Here is a 16,220-nt window from a genome sequence, read left to right as displayed (position 1 = left end):
ACCGCATCGCAGGGAGTTGACCAGATCAAGGCCGAGTGGCTGCGTGATCTGGGAGATGTAGACCGGCACCGCCAGCGCCAGCCATTCCCCTCGGCCATCGAGCGCGACCAGTGCGACGAGCAGGATCGCATACCACTGGAAGACCGGCGTCGTGACGAACATCGTCACGCCCGCGATCACCAGCGTCCCGCGCCACGGCCGGCGCGGATCGCCGCGCAACAGCACGGCCAGGCTGGTCGCGCCGACGATCAGCACCGCCGCCGCGCCGCACCACGCGTCCGGCAGCACGGCGTTGAGCAGCATGAATCCGCCGCCGCCCTGGTAACCCTGCTCGCGCAGGTAGCCGGGGATGAAACCGATCACCTTCGCGCCGACCGCGATCACGTGCGGCACGTACACGGCCACGAAGGTCGTCGCGACCGTCGTGGCGATGAGGATCGGCCGGCGCCGCAGCACGGCCGGCATCGCCATCGCCGGAGTCAGCTTCGCGCCGACGCCGAGGCCGAGGATCAACGAGCCGATCAGGTAGCGCCGGCGCGCGAGCCTGCCGCCCGGGTCGGCCCGGGCCGCCAGCGCGAGATAGCCCAGCGCGCCGACGGTGAGCAGCGCGGCCAGCACGTCGACGTGCGCGCCGTTCCCGGTTTCGAAGGCGATCAGCGGGCACCACGCCCACAACGCCGCGAGTCGCGGGTTGCGGCCGAGCCTGCGCAGGGAGAGCAGCAGCGCGATCGTCGTGGCGAGGGCAAGCAGCACCGCCGCCAGCTGGATCGGCTTGTAGCGGCTGCCCGGCGGCGAGACGGCGTGCACGGCGAGGAAGTACGCCTCGGAGACCGGCGGGTAGATCGTGTGCACGGCGGGCCGGTTGATCAGCGAACAGCCGCCGATCAGCCTGCCGCCGTCCAGGTTGGGCTGCCCCATCCCGACGCACCAGCGCGTCTTCTCCTCCGGCCACAGCCAGGGGTCGCGCAGTCCGTCGAGCTGCGGTGCGGCGGGGACGTAGGCGTAGGGGTCGATCCCGGCGGCTTGCACCCGGCCGTCCCAGACGTAGCGGTAGAGGTCGTCGCTGGTGCGTTCGGGCGCGGTGGCGTTGGCGATGCCCGCCGCGAGCCCGCCGAGCAGGATCAGCACGACGGCGGCGCGTACCGGAACCTCGCGCACCAGCAAGACCGCGGCCGCGAAGGCCAGCCACGCCCCGCCGAACAGCAGGATCGTCGGCCAGACCGAGCCGTGCGCCGGCGGGAGGTGCACGCGTTCGGCGAGGCAGGTGACGATTCCCGCGACCGCGAAGGCGCACAGGACCGTCATCGTCGACGCGCGCAGCCGGGATCGGGCGGGCTGTTCCCCGGGGACGTAAGGCTTTGATGCCGCATCTGATACGGGCTCGCGGTTGTCGGCCTGGTTCGGGTCGCGGCGATCCGGCGCCGACCTCGGTGCCGGTATCGTTCCGGGCGGCGCGGCCTGCGCCGCGCCGGTGTGCGGAGAACTGCCCGAACCTCGCCCGGTAGATCTTGTGGAGCCCATAGCGCACCACCGTGTCAGCCGCGCCGCCGGAAGGCCCGTCTTCGGCGGTGGCCGTAAGAGCTCCGTAATCGCCAGGTCCGCCAGTTCTTACGGAGTAAAGAACCGCATGCCGCGAGGGTTCCGGGCCTTGCGCCGCGGCTTAGAGTGGTCGGAATGGAAGCCAGCGCTGACGTGCTCGTCGTCGACGACGACCCCACCGTGTCGGAGGTCGTCGCCGCGTATCTGCGTCGCTGCGGCCACCGGGTCAGGCTCGCCGCGGACGGGCCGAGCGCGGTGGCCTCCGCGCACCTCAAGCGGCCCGACCTGATCGTGCTCGACCTCATGCTGCCCGGATTCGACGGCTTCGAGGTCTACCGGCGCATCCGCCGGCTCGGCCCGGTGCCGGTCATCATGCTGACCGCGCGCGGCGAGGAGCATGACCGGATCCTGGGCCTGGAACTCGGCGCGGACGACTACGTCACCAAGCCGTTCAGCCCGCGCGAGCTGTCCCTGCGCGCCAACTCGGTGCTGCGCCGGGCCAGGCACGCCGCGGCCCCGCCCGACCAGGCCGCCGACATCCGGCGGGTCGGCGATCTCGAGGTCGACGTCACCGGCCACCAGGCGACCAGGGGCGGCGAGCCGCTCTCGCTCACCGGCCGGGAGTTCGACCTGCTCGCCTTCCTCCTCGCGCATCCCGGCCAGGCCTTCACCCGCGCCGAGCTGATGCAGCTGGTCTGGGGCTGGGACTACGGCGACCAGTCCACGGTGACCGTGCACGTGCGCCGGCTGCGCGAGAAGATCGAGCAGGACCCGGCCGAGCCGCGGCTGCTGGTCACGGTCTGGGGCGTCGGCTATCGGCTCGACCCGCCGGAGGCGCAGGAATTACCGGAGCCGCCCCTTGCGGCCCGCCGCACTGAACCGGCGCAGCGCAGCCAACGTGGTCAGGCTGACGTGTCCCCGAACGTGTCCGGCAACCACCCGCCGGCCAGCCAGTCCCGTCCGTCCACCGACCCGGCCCGACCCGGCCCGCCTTCCGGAGCGCACCAGTGAGCGACAACGTCCTGATCGTCTTGATCGGTGGCGGCAGTTCGATCGGCGTCGGCGTGCTGGGCCTGCTCGTGCTGCGCATGCTGCGCGGCCGCTCGATGCGCCTGAAACTCTTCGCGGTGGCCATGTTCACCGTGCTGGCGATGGTCGCCGGAGTGCTCGCCGCCGCGCAGAAGATGTTCCTCTCCAAGCACGACTTCGGCGTCGCGCTCGTGGTGTGCATCGCGGCCGGAGTCGTCGCGCTCGCCATGGCGATACCGCTGGCCCGCAGCGTCACCGCGGACAGCCGCGCGCTGCGCAACGCGATGCGCGCGCTCGGCGACGAAGGCAGCGACTTCGACTTCCCGTCCTCCCGCGCCGGCCGGCACGCGGCCCCGGGCCCGCTGCCGGAACGGGCAGGTCCGGTCTCCCTCGCCACCGCGGAACTCGACGACCTCAGCCGCGAGCTGGCCATCACCGCGGCGCGGCTGGCCGACTCCCGCGAGCGCGAGCGCGCCCTGGAACGCTCACGCCGCGAGCTGGTCGCCTGGGTCTCGCACGACCTGCGCACGCCGCTGGCCGGCCTGCGGGCGATGGCGGAGGCGCTGGAGGACGGCGTCGCGACCGACCCGCTGCGCTACCACACCCAGATCCGCATGTCGGTGGACCGGCTGGCCGGGATGGTGGACGACCTGTTCGAGATGTCCCGGATCCACGCCGGTGCGCTGCGCCTCACGCTTGAGCGCGTGCCGCTGACCGATCTCGTGGACGAGGCGGTGATCGGCGCCGATCCGCTCGCCAGGGCCTGCGGCGTGGCGCTGGAGGCGGATGTGCGCACCCCGCTGGCCGTGCGCGTGGATCCGCGGGAGCTGTCCCGGGCGCTGACCAACCTGGTCGCCAACGCGATCCGGCACACCCCGAGCGCCGGCGAGGTCCGCGTCGAAGCGACCGAGCGGGACGGGCACGCGGTACTCGCGGTCGTGGACGCCTGCGGCGGCATCCCCGACGAGGACCTGGACCGGGTCTTCGAGGTGGCCTGGCGCGGCACCGCGGCCCGCACCCCCGAGCCTCTCGCGGGCGCCGGCCTCGGGCTGGCCATCGTGCGCGGCATCGTCGAAGCGCACGCCGGCGAGGTGGACGTGCGTAACGTGGTCGGCGGCTGCCGGTTCGAGGTCCGGCTGCCGGTGCCGGTCGGCTGAGCGGCCGCGGCGCGGCCGAGCGACCGGGCCGAGGCGGATCGGCGCTCGGGGCCGATCCGCTGTCGGTCCGCCTCCCTAGACTGGCGGCATGACGACCACGGCCGAGAGCACGACGTACGTGGCGCTGCTCGCGGCGGTCAACGTCGGGAAGCGCAAGGTTCCGATGGCCGACCTGCGCGAGCTGCTCGCCGGGCTGGGCTACCTGGACGTGCGCACCTACCTCGCCAGCGGCAACGCCGTCTTCGATGTGCCGCACGCCACGGCGGACGCGCCCGACCCGGCCGCGATCGCCGCCCGGATCTCGGCGGCGCTCGCGGAGCGGTTCGGCTTCGAGGTGCCCTGCCTGGTGCGCACCGGGGCGTACCTCAACGCCGTGATCAAGGCGTGCCCGTTCCCGGCGGAAACCCTGGAAGGCAAGCAGCTGCACGCGGTCTTCTACTCGACCGACGTCACCGCGGACCGCTATGCCGACATCGACCAGCCGGCCTTCCTCCCGGAGGAGTTCCGGCTCGGCGAACAGGTCATGTACCTCTACGCGCCGAACGGGCTCGGCCGCTCCGAGCTGGCCGCCGCGCTGGCGAAACCGGCCGGCCGCCTGAAGGGAATCATCGCGACCGGCCGGAATTGGAACACCGTCAAGGCGTTGGCGGAAATGGCTTCCGCAGCCGGTTAGCCTCCTCAGCCGAGGTGGCTCAGCCCACTGCGCAGGTCGTCCGCGCTCATGCACGGGACGAGCTCGACGTGGGCGCCGAGCTGGAGCCAGAACGGCTCACACGTCGATACGATCGACGACTCGTCGGGCAGGTCGACCACCAGCAACATCGCGCGGTGCCCGTTGTGCGGGTAGAAGTACGCGGCCTCCGGCTTGAGCGTGCCCAGGACCTCTTCCACCGCCTTGCCCATGCTGCCGTCGCTGATCTGCTTGTTGGCGACCTCGGTGTCCAGCTCCACCGTCAGCATCGTGCGCATCGGACCATCTCCCTCCTCGGCCACGCCCGGCGGACGTCGCCGACTGCCGTGACAAGTCGGCGGCGCCGCGGGGCGCGGCACGAAGCGGGCGGCAGCCGAGTGCGCCGTCGGCAGGTCCTTGTCACGGAGACTGCTCCGCAAGCCCGGCGCGCGCAAGGAACGGTCGAGCCTTGTGCTCGCGCGCTCACCTGAATGGGTCTAAGTGAACCGATGGTCAGCTGAGCGCGCGGGCGGGAACCGTGCGGGCGGCGCGTTGAGCGCTAGCTCGCCTTGTACTCGTAGACCGTCGTGGCCACCACGCAGACGCCCGGCTGCACGACCTCGACCCGCAGGATGCCGGTCGTCGGGTCGTAGTCCAGGCCCTCGGCCTCGAAGCTGCCCGAGCAGATGCTGTTGGTTTGCGGAATCGGCCCCAGGTCGGTGACGTGGCCGGTGACGTCGCCCCCGGTCGGCGCATGCGCCAGGTCCACCTCCAGCAGCGGCTTCGGGTCCGGGAAGAGCGACTGGCTGCTGTCGTCCGAGGAGCAGATCAACTTGGTGGCGGTGACGAAGTCGCAGCCCTGCACGTCGGCGACCTGGTGGTCGAGCTGGACGTACCCGGACAGCGCGAGGCTGCCGCCGTTCGGCGCGGTCTGCGGGTTGAGGATCGGCGTCGGGTAGATCTGCAGATGCGACATGGTGTCCCACTCGCCCGCGATCATCCACTGCGTGTCCGGGGAGACCGCGACGAACGAGTTGTTGTACTCCTCACCGGGCAGCAGGGTGTGCGTGTATTCGTAGGCTGATCCTGAGGGCGTCGTGACGCGGAACATCTTCGAGGTCGGAGACGAGGAGCCGCTCTGGTAGGCGTCGAAGATGTAACCGGCGGCCGAGTCCGGGTCGCCGACGTGGTTCCAGCCCTCGATCCGCACGCCGAGCGGGATCGAGGCGTCGCCGCGGTAAAGCTGGTATGAGGCGGCGCCGGCCGGGTCGACGGTGGCCACGCCCTGACCTGCGGTCAGGCTGTTCTCCAGGTAGTGGGTGACCTGAGTCCAACCGGTAATGCCGGTCGCGGCGTGGGCGGCCGAGGCGGGCAGGACGGCGGCTAGAAGTCCGGCCGCGGCCGCGGCAGCGAGGGTGCGGGTGTGGGTACGGGTACGTGGGTGAATAAGTAGGCGCATACCCCTAGCTCAGCATTGCGCGCCTGCCGGGACAACGAACTGGGCGAGACCATCGGCAAAACTTACGGCAGGTGCCCAGCCGAGCTCGGTGCGCAGCCGCAGATTCGAGGCGGTCACGTGCCGCACGTCGCCGAGCCGGTACTGGCCGGTGACCACCGGCGCGGGCCCGCCCATCGCCTCCGCCAGACCCGCGGCGAGCTCGCCGACCGTACGCGGCGTGCCGCTGCCGACGTTGAACGCCCGACCGGCGCCCGGATCCGCCTTTCCGGTCCATTCCAGGGCCGCGACGTTAGCCGTCGCGATGTCTCGCACGTGCACGAAGTCGCGCCGCTGCCCGCCGTCCTCGAAGACCCGCGGCGGCCGTCCGGCCTGCAGCTCGGAGCGGAAGATCGCTGCGACGCCGGCGTACGGCGTGTCGCGCGGCATCCGCGGCCCGTAGACGTTGTGGTACCGCAGCATCGCGACCGTCCCTTCGGCGGCGCGTGCCCACGAGGTCGCCAGGTATTCCTGTGCCGCCTTGGTCGCGGCGTAGACATTGCGGGGGTCGAGCCTCGCGTCCTCGTCGACCATGCCGGGGGCCAGCGCCTCGCCGCAGTGCGGGCATGGCGGTTCGAAGCGGCCTTCCGCCAGGTCCGCGGTGACGCGCGGTCCCGGTTCCACCCGGCCGTGCTCGGCGCAGTCGTAACGGCCCTCGCCGTACACGACCATCGACGATGCGAGCGAGAGCCTTGATACACCGGTGCGCGCCATCGCGGCGAGCAGCACCGCCGTGCCGAGGTCGTTGCACCCCGCGTAATCCGGCGCGTCGTCCAGGTTGAGCCCGAGGCCGACCATCGCCGCCTGGTGGCACACCGCGTCGACTCCGCGCAGGGCGCGCTCGAGGGCGTCCGCGTCGCGCACGTCGGCCCGGATGAACTCGACCCCGGCCGGGATCCGCTCCCGCGACCGCTCGGGTTCCGGATGCACGGCCGGCAGCAGCGCGTCGAACGCCACCGCCTCGTGCCCCGAGTCCAGCAGCGACTCGACGATGTGCGATCCGATGAATCCGGCGGCTCCGGTGACGAGTACCCTCATGGCAGCCACGCTAGGCGGCGGAGCAGGGCAGGGGGAAAGGGCGGCGCGCGGGCGTCACGGCTTCGTAAGGAGTGGCGCAGGTGGCGCGCGTTCACACCGCGTGGGCGCGGCGCCGGATCCGCAAGGCGTCCGCACTCGGCGGCCGCCGTCGAAACTCCGCCGAAATATGCTGGTACCGGCGGTGCCGGATGGTAACGAGAGCTAAGCTCTCAGCGTTCGTACTGCACGGGCCATGGTCCACAAAGGGGCGGTCAGTTGGTGAAGCGCACGTCTCGGGATATCCGCCGGGCCAATCGCAATGAGCTGCTGCGCTACGTGATCGCGCAGTCGCCGGTCTCTCGGCAGGAGCTCGCCGCGGCCACCGGGCTCAGCCTGGCCACGGTCGCCAACCTGGTCGGAGAACTGCTCGAGCGCGGCGTGCTGGTGGAGGTCGGCTTCGAGGACTCGGACGGCGGGCGGCCGCGGGGTCTTGTCGCCATGAAGGCCGACGGCGGCGCGCTGATCGGCGTCGACGTCGCGGAGACGTACATCCACGTCGAGCTGTTCGACCTGGCGCTTCGACTGCTGGCCCGGGCCGAGGAGCCGCTGTCCGCAAGCGAGAACCGGCCGGAGCAGGTGGTCGGGCACATCGCCTCCGGGGTGCGCACGGTGCTCTCCGACGCCGGGGTGGACGCCGGGCTGGTCTTCGGCGTCGGGGTCAGCATGCCGGGACAGGTCGAGCGCGAGGGCGGCCTTTCCGTCTTCGCGCCCAACTGGAACTGGCACGAGGTGCCGCTGCGCGAGCTGCTCGCCGAGCAGCTCGAGTTCCCGATCTACCTCGACAATCCGCTGATGGCCTGCACCGTCGCCGAGCTCTGGTTCGGCGCGGCACGCGGCTGCGACGACGTCGTGGTGGTCAACCTCGGCACCGGCGTCGGCGCCGGGATCGCGGTGGGCGGTTCGCTCTACCGCGGCGCGTCCAACACCGCGGGGGAGTGGGGGCACACCACGCTGGTCCTGGACGGCCGGGCCTGCCACTGCGGCGCGATGGGCTGCGTTGAAGCGTACGTCGGGTCGCTGGGCATCATCAACACACTGCGAGAGGTCGACCCGGACAGCGCCCTGCTGCGCGCGGATCAGACCGCTGCGATCGACGCGCTGGCCGAGGCGCTGGCCAAGGGCGAGGCGGCTGCGGTCGAGACGGTCAAGCGCACGGCGCGGTACCTCGGCGTGGCGGTGGGCAACCTGGTGAACCTGCTCAACCCACAGGTGATCGTGCTCAGTAGCTGGGTGGCGGCGCGCCTCGGCGACGCGCTGGTCACCGGCATGCGCGAGGCGGTGGCGGAGCACGCGCTGCCGCGGCCGCTCGAGCACACCCGCATCATGCTGTGCCCGATCGCGACCAACCCGGTGAGTCTGGGCGCCGCGACTTTCGCGCTCGAGGGAGCGCTCGCACCAAGCCGGTCGTAGCACGCCGGGCCCGGCGCGCAGCCCGTCGCGGCGCCGCCGGCTGTGGGAATGTCCGTGTTCGTCGATGTCGGCGTGCCATGTGCTGCTCGCGACTTTCTCTATGGGGTTGACGAAGGGGTGGCGACCGGTTAGCTTTCCGGTCCGCGCGCCCTGACGCATCGCTCTCAGAGAGGAGAGCAGCAGTGTCCCGATCCTTGGAGCGGTCGCTCTTACGCACCGTTCTCGCCGGACTGGCCGCCCTCGCGCTCGTCGCCGGGACCCATCCCGAGGCACCGAATCAGACCGCTGCCGGCCTCGCGCCGGCCGCATCCTCCGTCGCCCAGATCACCGCGCCCGCGCAGACCGTCGCGGGCTTCGGCGCCTCCGGCGCCTGGTGGGTCAATGACCTGGCCAACTTCTCCGCGGCCAACCAGGCGAAGGCGGCCTCGCTGCTGTTCACCACGGCCGGGCTGGACCTGAGCCAGTACCGGTACAACATCGGCGGCGGCGGAGTGGGCGTCGCCAGCGGTCCGCGGGCCGCGCCCACCTTCCTGACCTCGTCAGGGTCCTACGACTGGACGAAGGACCCGACCGGCCAGTACTTCCTCAAGGCGGCCGCGGCCGACGGCGTGCCCGACCTGATCGGCTTCGTCAACAGCGCCCCCGAGCAGTACACCAGCAACAACCAGAGCTGCGCCGGCACCCTGGTCGCCGCGGACGAGGCCGCCTACGGCAGCTACCTCGCCACCGTGGCCTCGCACTTCGCCGCGCAGGGCGTGACGCTGAACGAGATCAGCCCGATGAACGAACCCGACAACAGCTTCTCGAGCTGCAGCCAGGAGGGAATGGCCGTTCCCGCCTCCGAGCGCGCCGGAACGATCGACGCGGTCGGCTCGGCGCTGCGGTCGGCCGGCCTGTCGACGAAGGTGATCGCGGACGAGTCGAGCAAGACCACGCAGCTGCTCTCCGAGGCGCCGACCTGGCTCGCCGACGCGAACGCGCCCTCGTACACCGCGGCGATCGCGCACCACACCTACGACTTCCCGGGCGCGACGCAGATGGAGCTGGTCGCGGCGCTCGGCGACGTGAACAGCAAGGCCAAGTGGGCCACCGAGATCTGCTGCCAGGTCACCGGCGGCGGCTACGGCGCGCAGTACGACCCCACCATCTCCGGCGGCGTCGCCCTCGCGAAGATCGTCTACAACGACTTCGCGTACGGCGACGACAGCGCGTTCCAGTGGTGGACCGCCCTCTCCCCGGTCATGGGCTGCGACCCGACGACCAGCTCCACCTGCGCGACCAGCGTCAACTCCAGCGGCTACAACGACGGGCTCATCTACTACAACCCGAACTACGCCGCCGACAACGATCAGAACTTTTACATCTCGAAGCGCTTCTACGTCCTCGCGCAGTACAGCAGATTCGTCCGGCCGGGGGCGGTCAGATACGGCCTGAGCGGCGCCCCCTCCGGCGTGCAGGCCCTGGCCTTCTGGGCGAACAACGCCTGGACGGTCGTGGCCACCAACACCAACTCCGCGGCCACCTCGTTCAGCCTGAACCTGAACAGCGGCACGATCACGTCGCAGGGTGCTTACCGCACCAGCGCGAGCGAGAACGTGGCGAGCATCGGTGCGCCCTCGATCTCCGGCTCGACGATCAGCACCTCGCTGCCGGCCCAGAGCGTGAGTACCTTCGTCCTCGGCAGCTCCGGTCAGCCCGGCAGCGGCGGCGTGAGCGCATCGGAGCTCGTGGGCGCCCAATCCGGCCGCTGCCTCGCGGTGCCGGGCAGCTCGACCACGAACGGCACCCAGGTCGACATCGAGACCTGCTCCGCCGCGTCGAACCAGGAGTTCACGCTGCAGCCCGACGGCACGGTCACCGTCTACGGCAACAAGTGCCTCGACGCCTACCAGCAGGGCAAGTCCGCCGGCACGATCGTCGACATCTACACCTGCAACGGCGGCAGCAACCAACGCTGGGAGCTGCATCCCGATGGGTCGCTGACCAACAGCGAATCCGGGCTCTGCCTCGACGTCATCGGCCAGAAGACCGCCTCGGGTTCGCTGGTCGACCTGTGGACCTGCAACGGCGGAGGCAACCAGCTCTGGTCGCAGGGCTGATCCGCTGACACCCCGGGGCCGTCCGCTCAGCCGCGGGCGGCCCCGGGCCCGGCGCTCGGCTGGCTGCTCCGAATGAGCGATAAGTCGCGGTGCCGGTTACCTGCGGTTGAGCTCGACCCGCCCTGCGTCGCCGCGCCCGGTTAGGGTCTGGATATGGCGACCGCGACGAGCTCACTCCGAGTCCCCCGCTCATGAGCATCGAGCCGCTGCTTCCCGAGAACCCCGCGCTGCTGACCGAGCCCGGCGGCCTGACCGCGGCGCAGGTCGCCGAGCGGATCGCGGACGGCCGCGGCAACGAGGTCCCGGTCCGCTCCAGCCGCTCGCTCGCCGCGATCCTCCGCGCGAACGTGCTGACCTGGTTCAACGGGCTGATCGGCGCCCTGTTCGCGATCATGCTCGTGGTCGCGCCGATCCAGGACGCGCTGTTCGGCTTCGTGATCGTGTTCAACGCGGCGATCGGCATCGTGCAGGAGTGGCGGGCCAAACGCACCCTGGACTCGCTGGCCATCGTCGGCGAGGCCCGGCCGCGCGTGCGCAGGGACGGCGCCGAGATCCAGGTGGCCGCATCCGAGTTGGTGCAGGACGATCTCGTGCTGCTCGCGGCCGGGGACAAGATCCCGGTGGACGGGATCGTCCTGGAGGCCGAGGCGCTCGAGGTCGACGAGTCGCTGCTGACCGGCGAGGCCGATCCGGTGACCAAGCGCCCCGGCGACGCAGAGCGCGATACCAGCCAACTGCACAGCGCCAATCAACTGCACGGCGCCAATCAACTACACGGCGCCAATCAACTACTTTCTGGCTCGTTCGTCGTCGCCGGCTCCGGCACGATGCTCGCCACCAGGGTCGGCCCGGACGCACACGCGGCGAAGCTGGCGGCCGAGGCGCAGCAGTTCACGCTCGTGCGCTCCCAGCTGCGTGACGGCATCAACCGGATCCTGCGCTACCTCACCTACCTGCTCATCCCGGCCGCCGCGCTGCAAGTGGTCGTCCAAGCCGGCGTGGCCGGAGGGTTCAGCCGCGACGGGATCAGCCGGACGGTCGCCGGGATCGTGCCGATGGTGCCGGAAGGGCTGGTGCTGCTGACCTCGGTCGCTTTCGCGGTCGGCGTCGTGCGGCTCGGGCGGCGGCAGTGCCTCGTGCAGGAATTGCCCGCGATCGAAGGGCTGGCGCGGGTAGACGTGGTGTGCCTGGACAAGACCGGGACGCTCACCGAGGGCGGCATGCGGCTCGCCGAGGTCAAGGTACTGGACTCCGGCGCGAGCGAGCCGGACGTGCGCCGTGTCCTCGGTGCGCTCGGAGCCGCCGAGGAACGGCCGAACGCCACGATGGCCGCGGTCATCGAGGCCTGCCCCGATCCCGGTGGATGGCGGCCGCAGGCGGTCGCGGCCTTCTCCTCGGCCCGCAAGTGGAGCGGCGTGGCCTTCGCGGACGGCCGCGGCACGTGGCTCTTCGGCGCGCCGGACGTGCTCGGCCCCGGCACCGGGGCCGCGGCGGAGGCCGAACGGCTCGGCGCGAGCGGACTGCGTGTCCTGATGCTCGCCGCGTACCCCGGCCCGCTGCCCGCCGACGGGTCCGCCGACCTGGACCGCGCCGAGGTCAGGCCGGTCGCGCTGGTGACGCTGGCGCAGCGGATCCGCGATGACGCCGCGCCGACGCTCGAGTACTTCGCCCGCCAGTCGGTCGCGCTCAAGGTCATCTCCGGTGACAACGCGGTCTCGGTCGGCGCGGTGGCCGGCGCGCTCGGCCTGCCGGGCGCTGAGCACCCGGTCGACGCGCGCGACCTGCCGGACGACCCCGAAGCGCTGGCCGCGGCGGTCGAGGCCAACTCGGTCTTCGGCCGGGTCACCCCGCGGCAGAAGCAGCGGATGGTGGCCGCGCTGCAGTCCCGCGGCCACACGGTCGCGATGACCGGTGACGGCGTCAACGACGTGCTGGCGCTCAAGAGCGCTGACATCGGGGTCGCCATGGGCTCCGGTTCGGGAGCGGCGCGCGCGGTGGCGCAGATCGTGCTGCTCGACGAGCGCTTCGCGACGCTGCCCTCGGTGGTCGCCGAGGGCAGGCGCGTGGTCGGCAACATCGAGCGGGTCTCGAACCTGTTCCTGGTGAAGTCCTTCGAGTCCTTCCTGATGGTGGTGCTGGTCGGCGTGGCGCGGCTGCCGTACCCGTTCCTGCCGCGGCACACCACCCTCATCAGCACACTGACGATCGGGACGCCGGCCTTCTTCCTCGCCCTCGCGCCCAATCTGAGCCGGGCCCGATCCGGGTTCGTGGCCAGGGTGCTGCGCTTCGCGATCCCGGCCGGATTGATCGCCGGCGCGGCCTCGTTCATCTCCTACTACCTGGCGCGGCTCGAGCCGGGCGCGCGGCTGGCCGTGGAGCAGACCAGCGCGATGGTCACCCTGTTCGTGGTGGGCATCTGGGTGCTGGCCCTGGTGGCGCGGCCGCTGGCGTGGTGGAAGACGGCGCTGATCGGCGTGATGGCCGGCGGGTTCGTGCTGGTCGCGCTGCTGCCCGTCGGCCGGCGCGTCTTCGACCTGCACTTCGGCGGCTGGCAGCAGACCCTCACGGCGCTCGCCGTGGCCGGGTGCGCGGCGGTGGCGCTGGAAGTGGTCTGGCGCCTCGACGCGCGGCGGATCGCGCGCATGCCAGCGCCAGGCAGCGGCGACTAGTGTCCTGACTCAGGACACTAGCGACGAGCCGTCTGCCCCGGCCCCGCCTCCGGCTATTCGTCCTGCGGCCCGTCACCTTGCAAATACACATCATCGAGCTCGAACTCGCCGCGCGAAGACCCGGCGAAATCAGCCGGCTGATCCGCGGCGAGCGAGGCGCTCTTGCGCAGCTCGGCCGCAAGGTGCAGCAGCCGCGTCGCGTACGAACCGAGCCCCTCCGCGAGCTCCCTGCGGAACGGTTCCGTGCGCTCGTCGTGCCGCCCGGAAAAAGCCAGGTCGCCGGCATCGCGCAGCATGTGCAGGTGATAGGCGAGCAGGCTGCGCAGCTCATTGCGCCGCTCGGTCAGCTCCCGGTCGATCTCCAAGCGGAGCAGCTGCTCGTAGAGCAGCGAGTAGCAACGCGAGAGCCGGCCGAGCTCGAGGGCGGCGGCGTCGGGCACCGGCCACGCCCCGCCGCATTGTGCGATCGCGGCGTCCGCGCCAGGTTGCAGCGAGGCGGCCTGCGCCGCGAGGTCGGCGAGCGTCCTCACTTGCTCGCGATACGGCTGCCGCGGCCGGTCGTCACCTTCCACGCCGCTCACCGCACTCGGGTGATCCGAATGCGCATCGCGACCGGGTACCTACGCGCGAAGGCCTCCGCGTCACCGGACACCCGCCGTATGTCCGCGGCGTACTTCTCCATGTAGGGCTGGTGCTCGTGCGCGAGCGGAAAGTCCTCAAGCACCTCGGCGTCGCCGGTGAACACGACGATCTCGCCGCCGCGGCCGTTGCCGTCGAAGTTGAGCGACACCCGAGGACGGGTTCTGAGATGGGTGAGGCGGTTCGCGTCCGCGCGGTTGTAGATCAGGATCGTGTCCTCGCCCTCCCACAGGAACCACACCGGGTTGGGCTGCGGAGTGCCATCCGCGCCGACCGTGGTCAGCCACAGCACGATCTCCTCGGCGAGCCGTTCACGCACGCGCTTGCCGAAGGGGGTGGAGGAGTCGGGGAGCACTTCGGTCGCCATGCAGGGCAGCCTACGTCGTCCGCTCCCGCGAGGCGCCGCTTCATCGTTCGCGTCCGTCATCGGATCACCCGCCGAGCGCAAACCCCTCTTGCGCGGTAATAGCCTGGGCTATGGTGCGCTTATGACGCTCGCGATGGCAGCCGCCCCCTCCGCCACCGGCGGCGCTGTCGTGCTCGCCGTGGTCCTCGGGTCAGCCCTCTTACACGCATCCTGGAACGCTCTCACGCACTCGGCTCGGGACCGCGTGGCGACGATCACCTTGATGGGCCTCGCCTCCATCGGCTGCGCGCTGCCTTTGCTGCTGCTCGCTTCCGCGCCGGCCCGCGCCGCGTGGCCCTTCATCGCGGCTTCGATAGTGCTGGAGACGGCGTACTCGTACGGCTTGGTGCTCGCATATCGCTACGGCGACTTCAGCAGGACGTATCCGCTCGCCCGCGGCACCTCGCCGCTGCTCGTAGCGTTGTTCGCCACGCTCGTGCTCGGCCAGCGCGCCTCCTGGGCTCAATTGTTCGGCGTCGCCGTGGTGTGCGCAGGACTGCTCGTGCTGTCTTTCGCCGAAGGGCTGCCGCGGCGCGAGGACCTGGCCGCCGTCTGCGCCGCGGTCGCCACCGGCTGCACGATCGCGGCGTACACCATCGTCGACGGGCTCGGCGTGCGACGCTCCGGGTCAGTGCTCGGATACGTGGGGTGGACTTTCCTCGGCCAGGGCATCGGCGTCGTGCTGATCGCGGCGGCGCTGCGGCGTGGCCGCTTTCCCCGGATCTTCCACGCCGACGTGCGCCGCGGCCTGCTCGGCGGAGTGGTCGCGATGACCGCGTACAGCCTGGTGTTGTGGGCACAGACGCGCGGCACCCTTGCCGGCGTAGCGACCCTGCGCGAGACCTCGATCCTGATCGGCTGCGTGATCGGGACCGTCCTGTTCCGGGAGCGCTTCGGCGGTACTCGGCTGCTCGCCTCCCTCGGCGTCGTGACCGGCATCCTGCTCATCGCGCACGCGTGAACCAACGCGGCGCATTCGGCTTATCGAACACGGGTTTCCCTTGCTGTGTAACGCTTTTCGTCAAACTGAACATTCTCCGACGATTTCATCAGTCTCTTGAATTGATCTCGCTAAACCGGGTAGGCTGCGATCCCTGAAAAAGGGGGGAGACAGCATGTTGGCGACCGCATTTCCGGCTTCCGTGCACGCAATGCAAATGAACGGTCACATCAACGGACCGAGTACGCCTCTGCTCGCCTACACTATGTCCTGCGTCGGCTCGGCGCTCGGCCTGTCCGCCATGTCCCGGGCCCGCGCCACCACCGGCTGGATCCGCTGGCGCTGGCTCATCCTGGCCGCGGTGTCGATCGGCGGCACCGGAATCTGGGTCATGCATTTCATCGCGATGCTCGGTTACGGCATCACCGGGATTCAGATCACTTACGACCTGACCACGACGATCATCAGCATGCTCATCGCGATCGTCGTCGTCGGAATCGGCCTCGCGATCGTCGTCGCCAGAGGCGCCAGCCTGCCGGCGCTCGCCACCGGCGGATTCATCACCGGTATCGGAGTGGCCAGCATGCATTATCTAGGCATCTCCGCGATGCGCATGCCGGCCAGCGTGCATTACCGGCCGCTCATCGTCCTGGCCTCCGTGGCGATCGCCGTGGTCGCGGCCGCCGCGGCGCTGTGGGCGGCCATGAATATCCGCGGCGTCTTCGCCACCATCGGCGCGGCCATGATCATGGGCGTCGCCGTGACCGGGATGCACTACACCGGCATCGCGGCGATGCTCGTCGACTCGGCCCCGGCGCAGACCGCGTCCGGCATGACCGCCAGCTCCCTGCTCGAACCGCTGATCGGCGGGATCAGCCTGACCACCGTCGTCATCCTGTTCGTGGTCGGCCTCGCGGCCACCGAGCAGGACCTGCTCGAACAGGCCGAGATCCGAGCCGACCTGCAGAAACTCGCCGAGCGCAACAACTAGCCGGTGCTTGTCGGCGCGGTGCCGTAGCTTGTGGTGCCGTAGCTTGTACTGCGCTCGCCCCCAGCACCCGCCGCACCAGGAGGCCCCCGTTGGCGGACT

At 70.8% G+C, this 16,220-nt stretch carries 13 protein-coding genes and 1 pseudogene; 8 read left to right on the top strand and 6 right to left on the bottom strand.

Translation table 11 applies throughout. The annotated features are described in order from the left end of the window. Positions 1-156 precede the first annotated feature (156 nt). Positions 157-918, bottom strand: a pseudogene (locus VFA06_RS26175) (glycosyltransferase 87 family protein); the annotation flags it as partial. A 756-nt stretch (positions 919-1,674) separates the two neighbouring features. Between VFA06_RS26175 and VFA06_RS23385 the strand changes: the two are divergent. The 3 genes from VFA06_RS23385 (at position 1,675) to VFA06_RS23375 (ending at position 4,398) form a co-directional block, all read left to right on the top strand. Beyond that, positions 1,675-2,550, top strand: a complete 876-nt coding sequence (locus VFA06_RS23385; protein WP_324842843.1) for a response regulator transcription factor — start codon at positions 1,675-1,677, stop codon at positions 2,548-2,550. Beyond that, positions 2,547-3,725 (top strand): HAMP domain-containing sensor histidine kinase, encoded by a 1,179-nt coding sequence (locus VFA06_RS23380; RefSeq protein ID WP_324842842.1) that lies wholly within the window; start codon positions 2,547-2,549, stop codon positions 3,723-3,725. The genes VFA06_RS23385 and VFA06_RS23380 overlap by 4 nt, the downstream gene beginning before the upstream one ends. A gap of 88 nt (positions 3,726-3,813) precedes the next feature. Continuing rightward, positions 3,814-4,398, top strand: coding sequence for a DUF1697 domain-containing protein (locus VFA06_RS23375; protein ID WP_324842841.1), 585 nt, complete (start codon positions 3,814-3,816; stop codon positions 4,396-4,398). 5 nt (positions 4,399-4,403) lie between these two features. Here VFA06_RS23375 and VFA06_RS23370 read toward each other — a convergent pair whose 3' ends face one another. From VFA06_RS23370 to VFA06_RS23360, 3 genes are all read right to left on the bottom strand, one after another. Further along, positions 4,404-4,694: a hypothetical protein gene (locus VFA06_RS23370; RefSeq protein ID WP_324842840.1), complete on the bottom strand. Its 291-nt coding sequence runs from the start codon at positions 4,692-4,694 to the stop codon at positions 4,404-4,406. 260 nt (positions 4,695-4,954) lie between these two features. Then, on the bottom strand, positions 4,955-5,854 hold the full coding sequence (locus VFA06_RS23365) for a hypothetical protein (protein ID WP_324842839.1): 900 nt from the start codon (positions 5,852-5,854) through the stop codon (positions 4,955-4,957). A gap of 9 nt (positions 5,855-5,863) precedes the next feature. Then, the gene (locus tag VFA06_RS23360) at positions 5,864-6,928 is read right to left on the bottom strand and encodes an NAD-dependent epimerase/dehydratase family protein (protein ID WP_324842838.1); all 1,065 of its coding nucleotides are present in this window, start codon (positions 6,926-6,928) and stop codon (positions 5,864-5,866) included. A 258-nt stretch (positions 6,929-7,186) separates the two neighbouring features. Here VFA06_RS23360 and VFA06_RS23355 point away from each other — a divergent pair, with 258 nt between their 5' ends. The 3 genes from VFA06_RS23355 (at position 7,187) to VFA06_RS23345 (ending at position 13,145) form a co-directional block, all read left to right on the top strand. Further along, complete coding sequence (locus VFA06_RS23355; RefSeq protein ID WP_324842837.1) at positions 7,187-8,377, top strand: ROK family transcriptional regulator; 1,191 nt, start codon at positions 7,187-7,189, stop codon at positions 8,375-8,377. A 182-nt stretch (positions 8,378-8,559) separates the two neighbouring features. Then, positions 8,560-10,476 carry a glycoside hydrolase gene (locus tag VFA06_RS23350; RefSeq protein WP_324842836.1) on the top strand — a complete coding sequence of 639 codons (1,917 nt, stop codon included), beginning with the start codon at positions 8,560-8,562 and terminating at the stop codon, positions 10,474-10,476. Positions 10,477-10,667: 191 nt separating this feature from the next. Next, positions 10,668-13,145: an HAD-IC family P-type ATPase gene (locus VFA06_RS23345; protein WP_324842835.1), complete on the top strand. Its 2,478-nt coding sequence runs from the start codon at positions 10,668-10,670 to the stop codon at positions 13,143-13,145. Positions 13,146-13,198: 53 nt separating this feature from the next. On the opposite strand, the gene VFA06_RS23340 is transcribed toward VFA06_RS23345, so the two are convergent. After that, complete coding sequence (locus VFA06_RS23340; protein ID WP_324842834.1) at positions 13,199-13,675, bottom strand: hypothetical protein; 477 nt, start codon at positions 13,673-13,675, stop codon at positions 13,199-13,201. 47 nt (positions 13,676-13,722) lie between these two features. Then, positions 13,723-14,151 (bottom strand): TIGR03667 family PPOX class F420-dependent oxidoreductase, encoded by a 429-nt coding sequence (locus VFA06_RS23335; protein WP_324842833.1) that lies wholly within the window; start codon positions 14,149-14,151, stop codon positions 13,723-13,725. 121 nt (positions 14,152-14,272) lie between these two features. On the opposite strand from VFA06_RS23335, the gene VFA06_RS23330 reads away from it, so the two are divergent. Together VFA06_RS23330 and VFA06_RS23325 are read left to right on the top strand one after the other, a co-directional pair. Beyond that, the gene (locus tag VFA06_RS23330) at positions 14,273-15,151 is read left to right on the top strand and encodes an EamA family transporter (protein ID WP_324842832.1); all 879 of its coding nucleotides are present in this window, start codon (positions 14,273-14,275) and stop codon (positions 15,149-15,151) included. 196 nt (positions 15,152-15,347) lie between these two features. Beyond that, positions 15,348-16,121, top strand: a complete 774-nt coding sequence (locus VFA06_RS23325; RefSeq protein WP_324842831.1) for an MHYT domain-containing protein — start codon at positions 15,348-15,350, stop codon at positions 16,119-16,121. The last annotated feature ends 99 nt before the right edge of the window (positions 16,122-16,220 follow it).

Origin of the sequence: Actinocrinis sp., from assembly GCF_035653575.1 — a bacterium.
Taxonomy (GTDB): domain Bacteria; phylum Actinomycetota; class Actinomycetes; order Streptomycetales; family Catenulisporaceae; genus Actinocrinis.
This window is presented reverse-complemented; position numbering and strand designations above follow the sequence as displayed.

Bases quoted from the DNA above. Each gene is read 5' to 3' on its own strand.
- VFA06_RS23385 (WP_324842843.1), top strand. From the start codon at position 1,675: ATGGAAGCCAGCGCTGACGTGCTCGTCGTCGACGACGACCCCACCGTG.
- VFA06_RS23375 (WP_324842841.1), top strand. From the start codon at position 3,814: ATGACGACCACGGCCGAGAGCACGACGTACGTGGCGCTGCTCGCGGCG.
- VFA06_RS23370 (WP_324842840.1), bottom strand. From the start codon at position 4,694: ATGCGCACGATGCTGACGGTGGAGCTGGACACCGAGGTCGCCAACAAG.
- VFA06_RS23365 (WP_324842839.1), bottom strand. From the start codon at position 5,854: ATGCGCCTACTTATTCACCCACGTACCCGTACCCACACCCGCACCCTC.
- VFA06_RS23360 (WP_324842838.1), bottom strand. From the start codon at position 6,928: ATGAGGGTACTCGTCACCGGAGCCGCCGGATTCATCGGATCGCACATC.
- VFA06_RS23345 (WP_324842835.1), top strand. From the start codon at position 10,668: ATGAGCATCGAGCCGCTGCTTCCCGAGAACCCCGCGCTGCTGACCGAG.
- VFA06_RS23335 (WP_324842833.1), bottom strand. From the start codon at position 14,151: ATGGCGACCGAAGTGCTCCCCGACTCCTCCACCCCCTTCGGCAAGCGC.
- VFA06_RS23330 (WP_324842832.1), top strand. From the start codon at position 14,273: ATGACGCTCGCGATGGCAGCCGCCCCCTCCGCCACCGGCGGCGCTGTC.
- VFA06_RS23325 (WP_324842831.1), top strand. From the start codon at position 15,348: ATGAACGGTCACATCAACGGACCGAGTACGCCTCTGCTCGCCTACACT.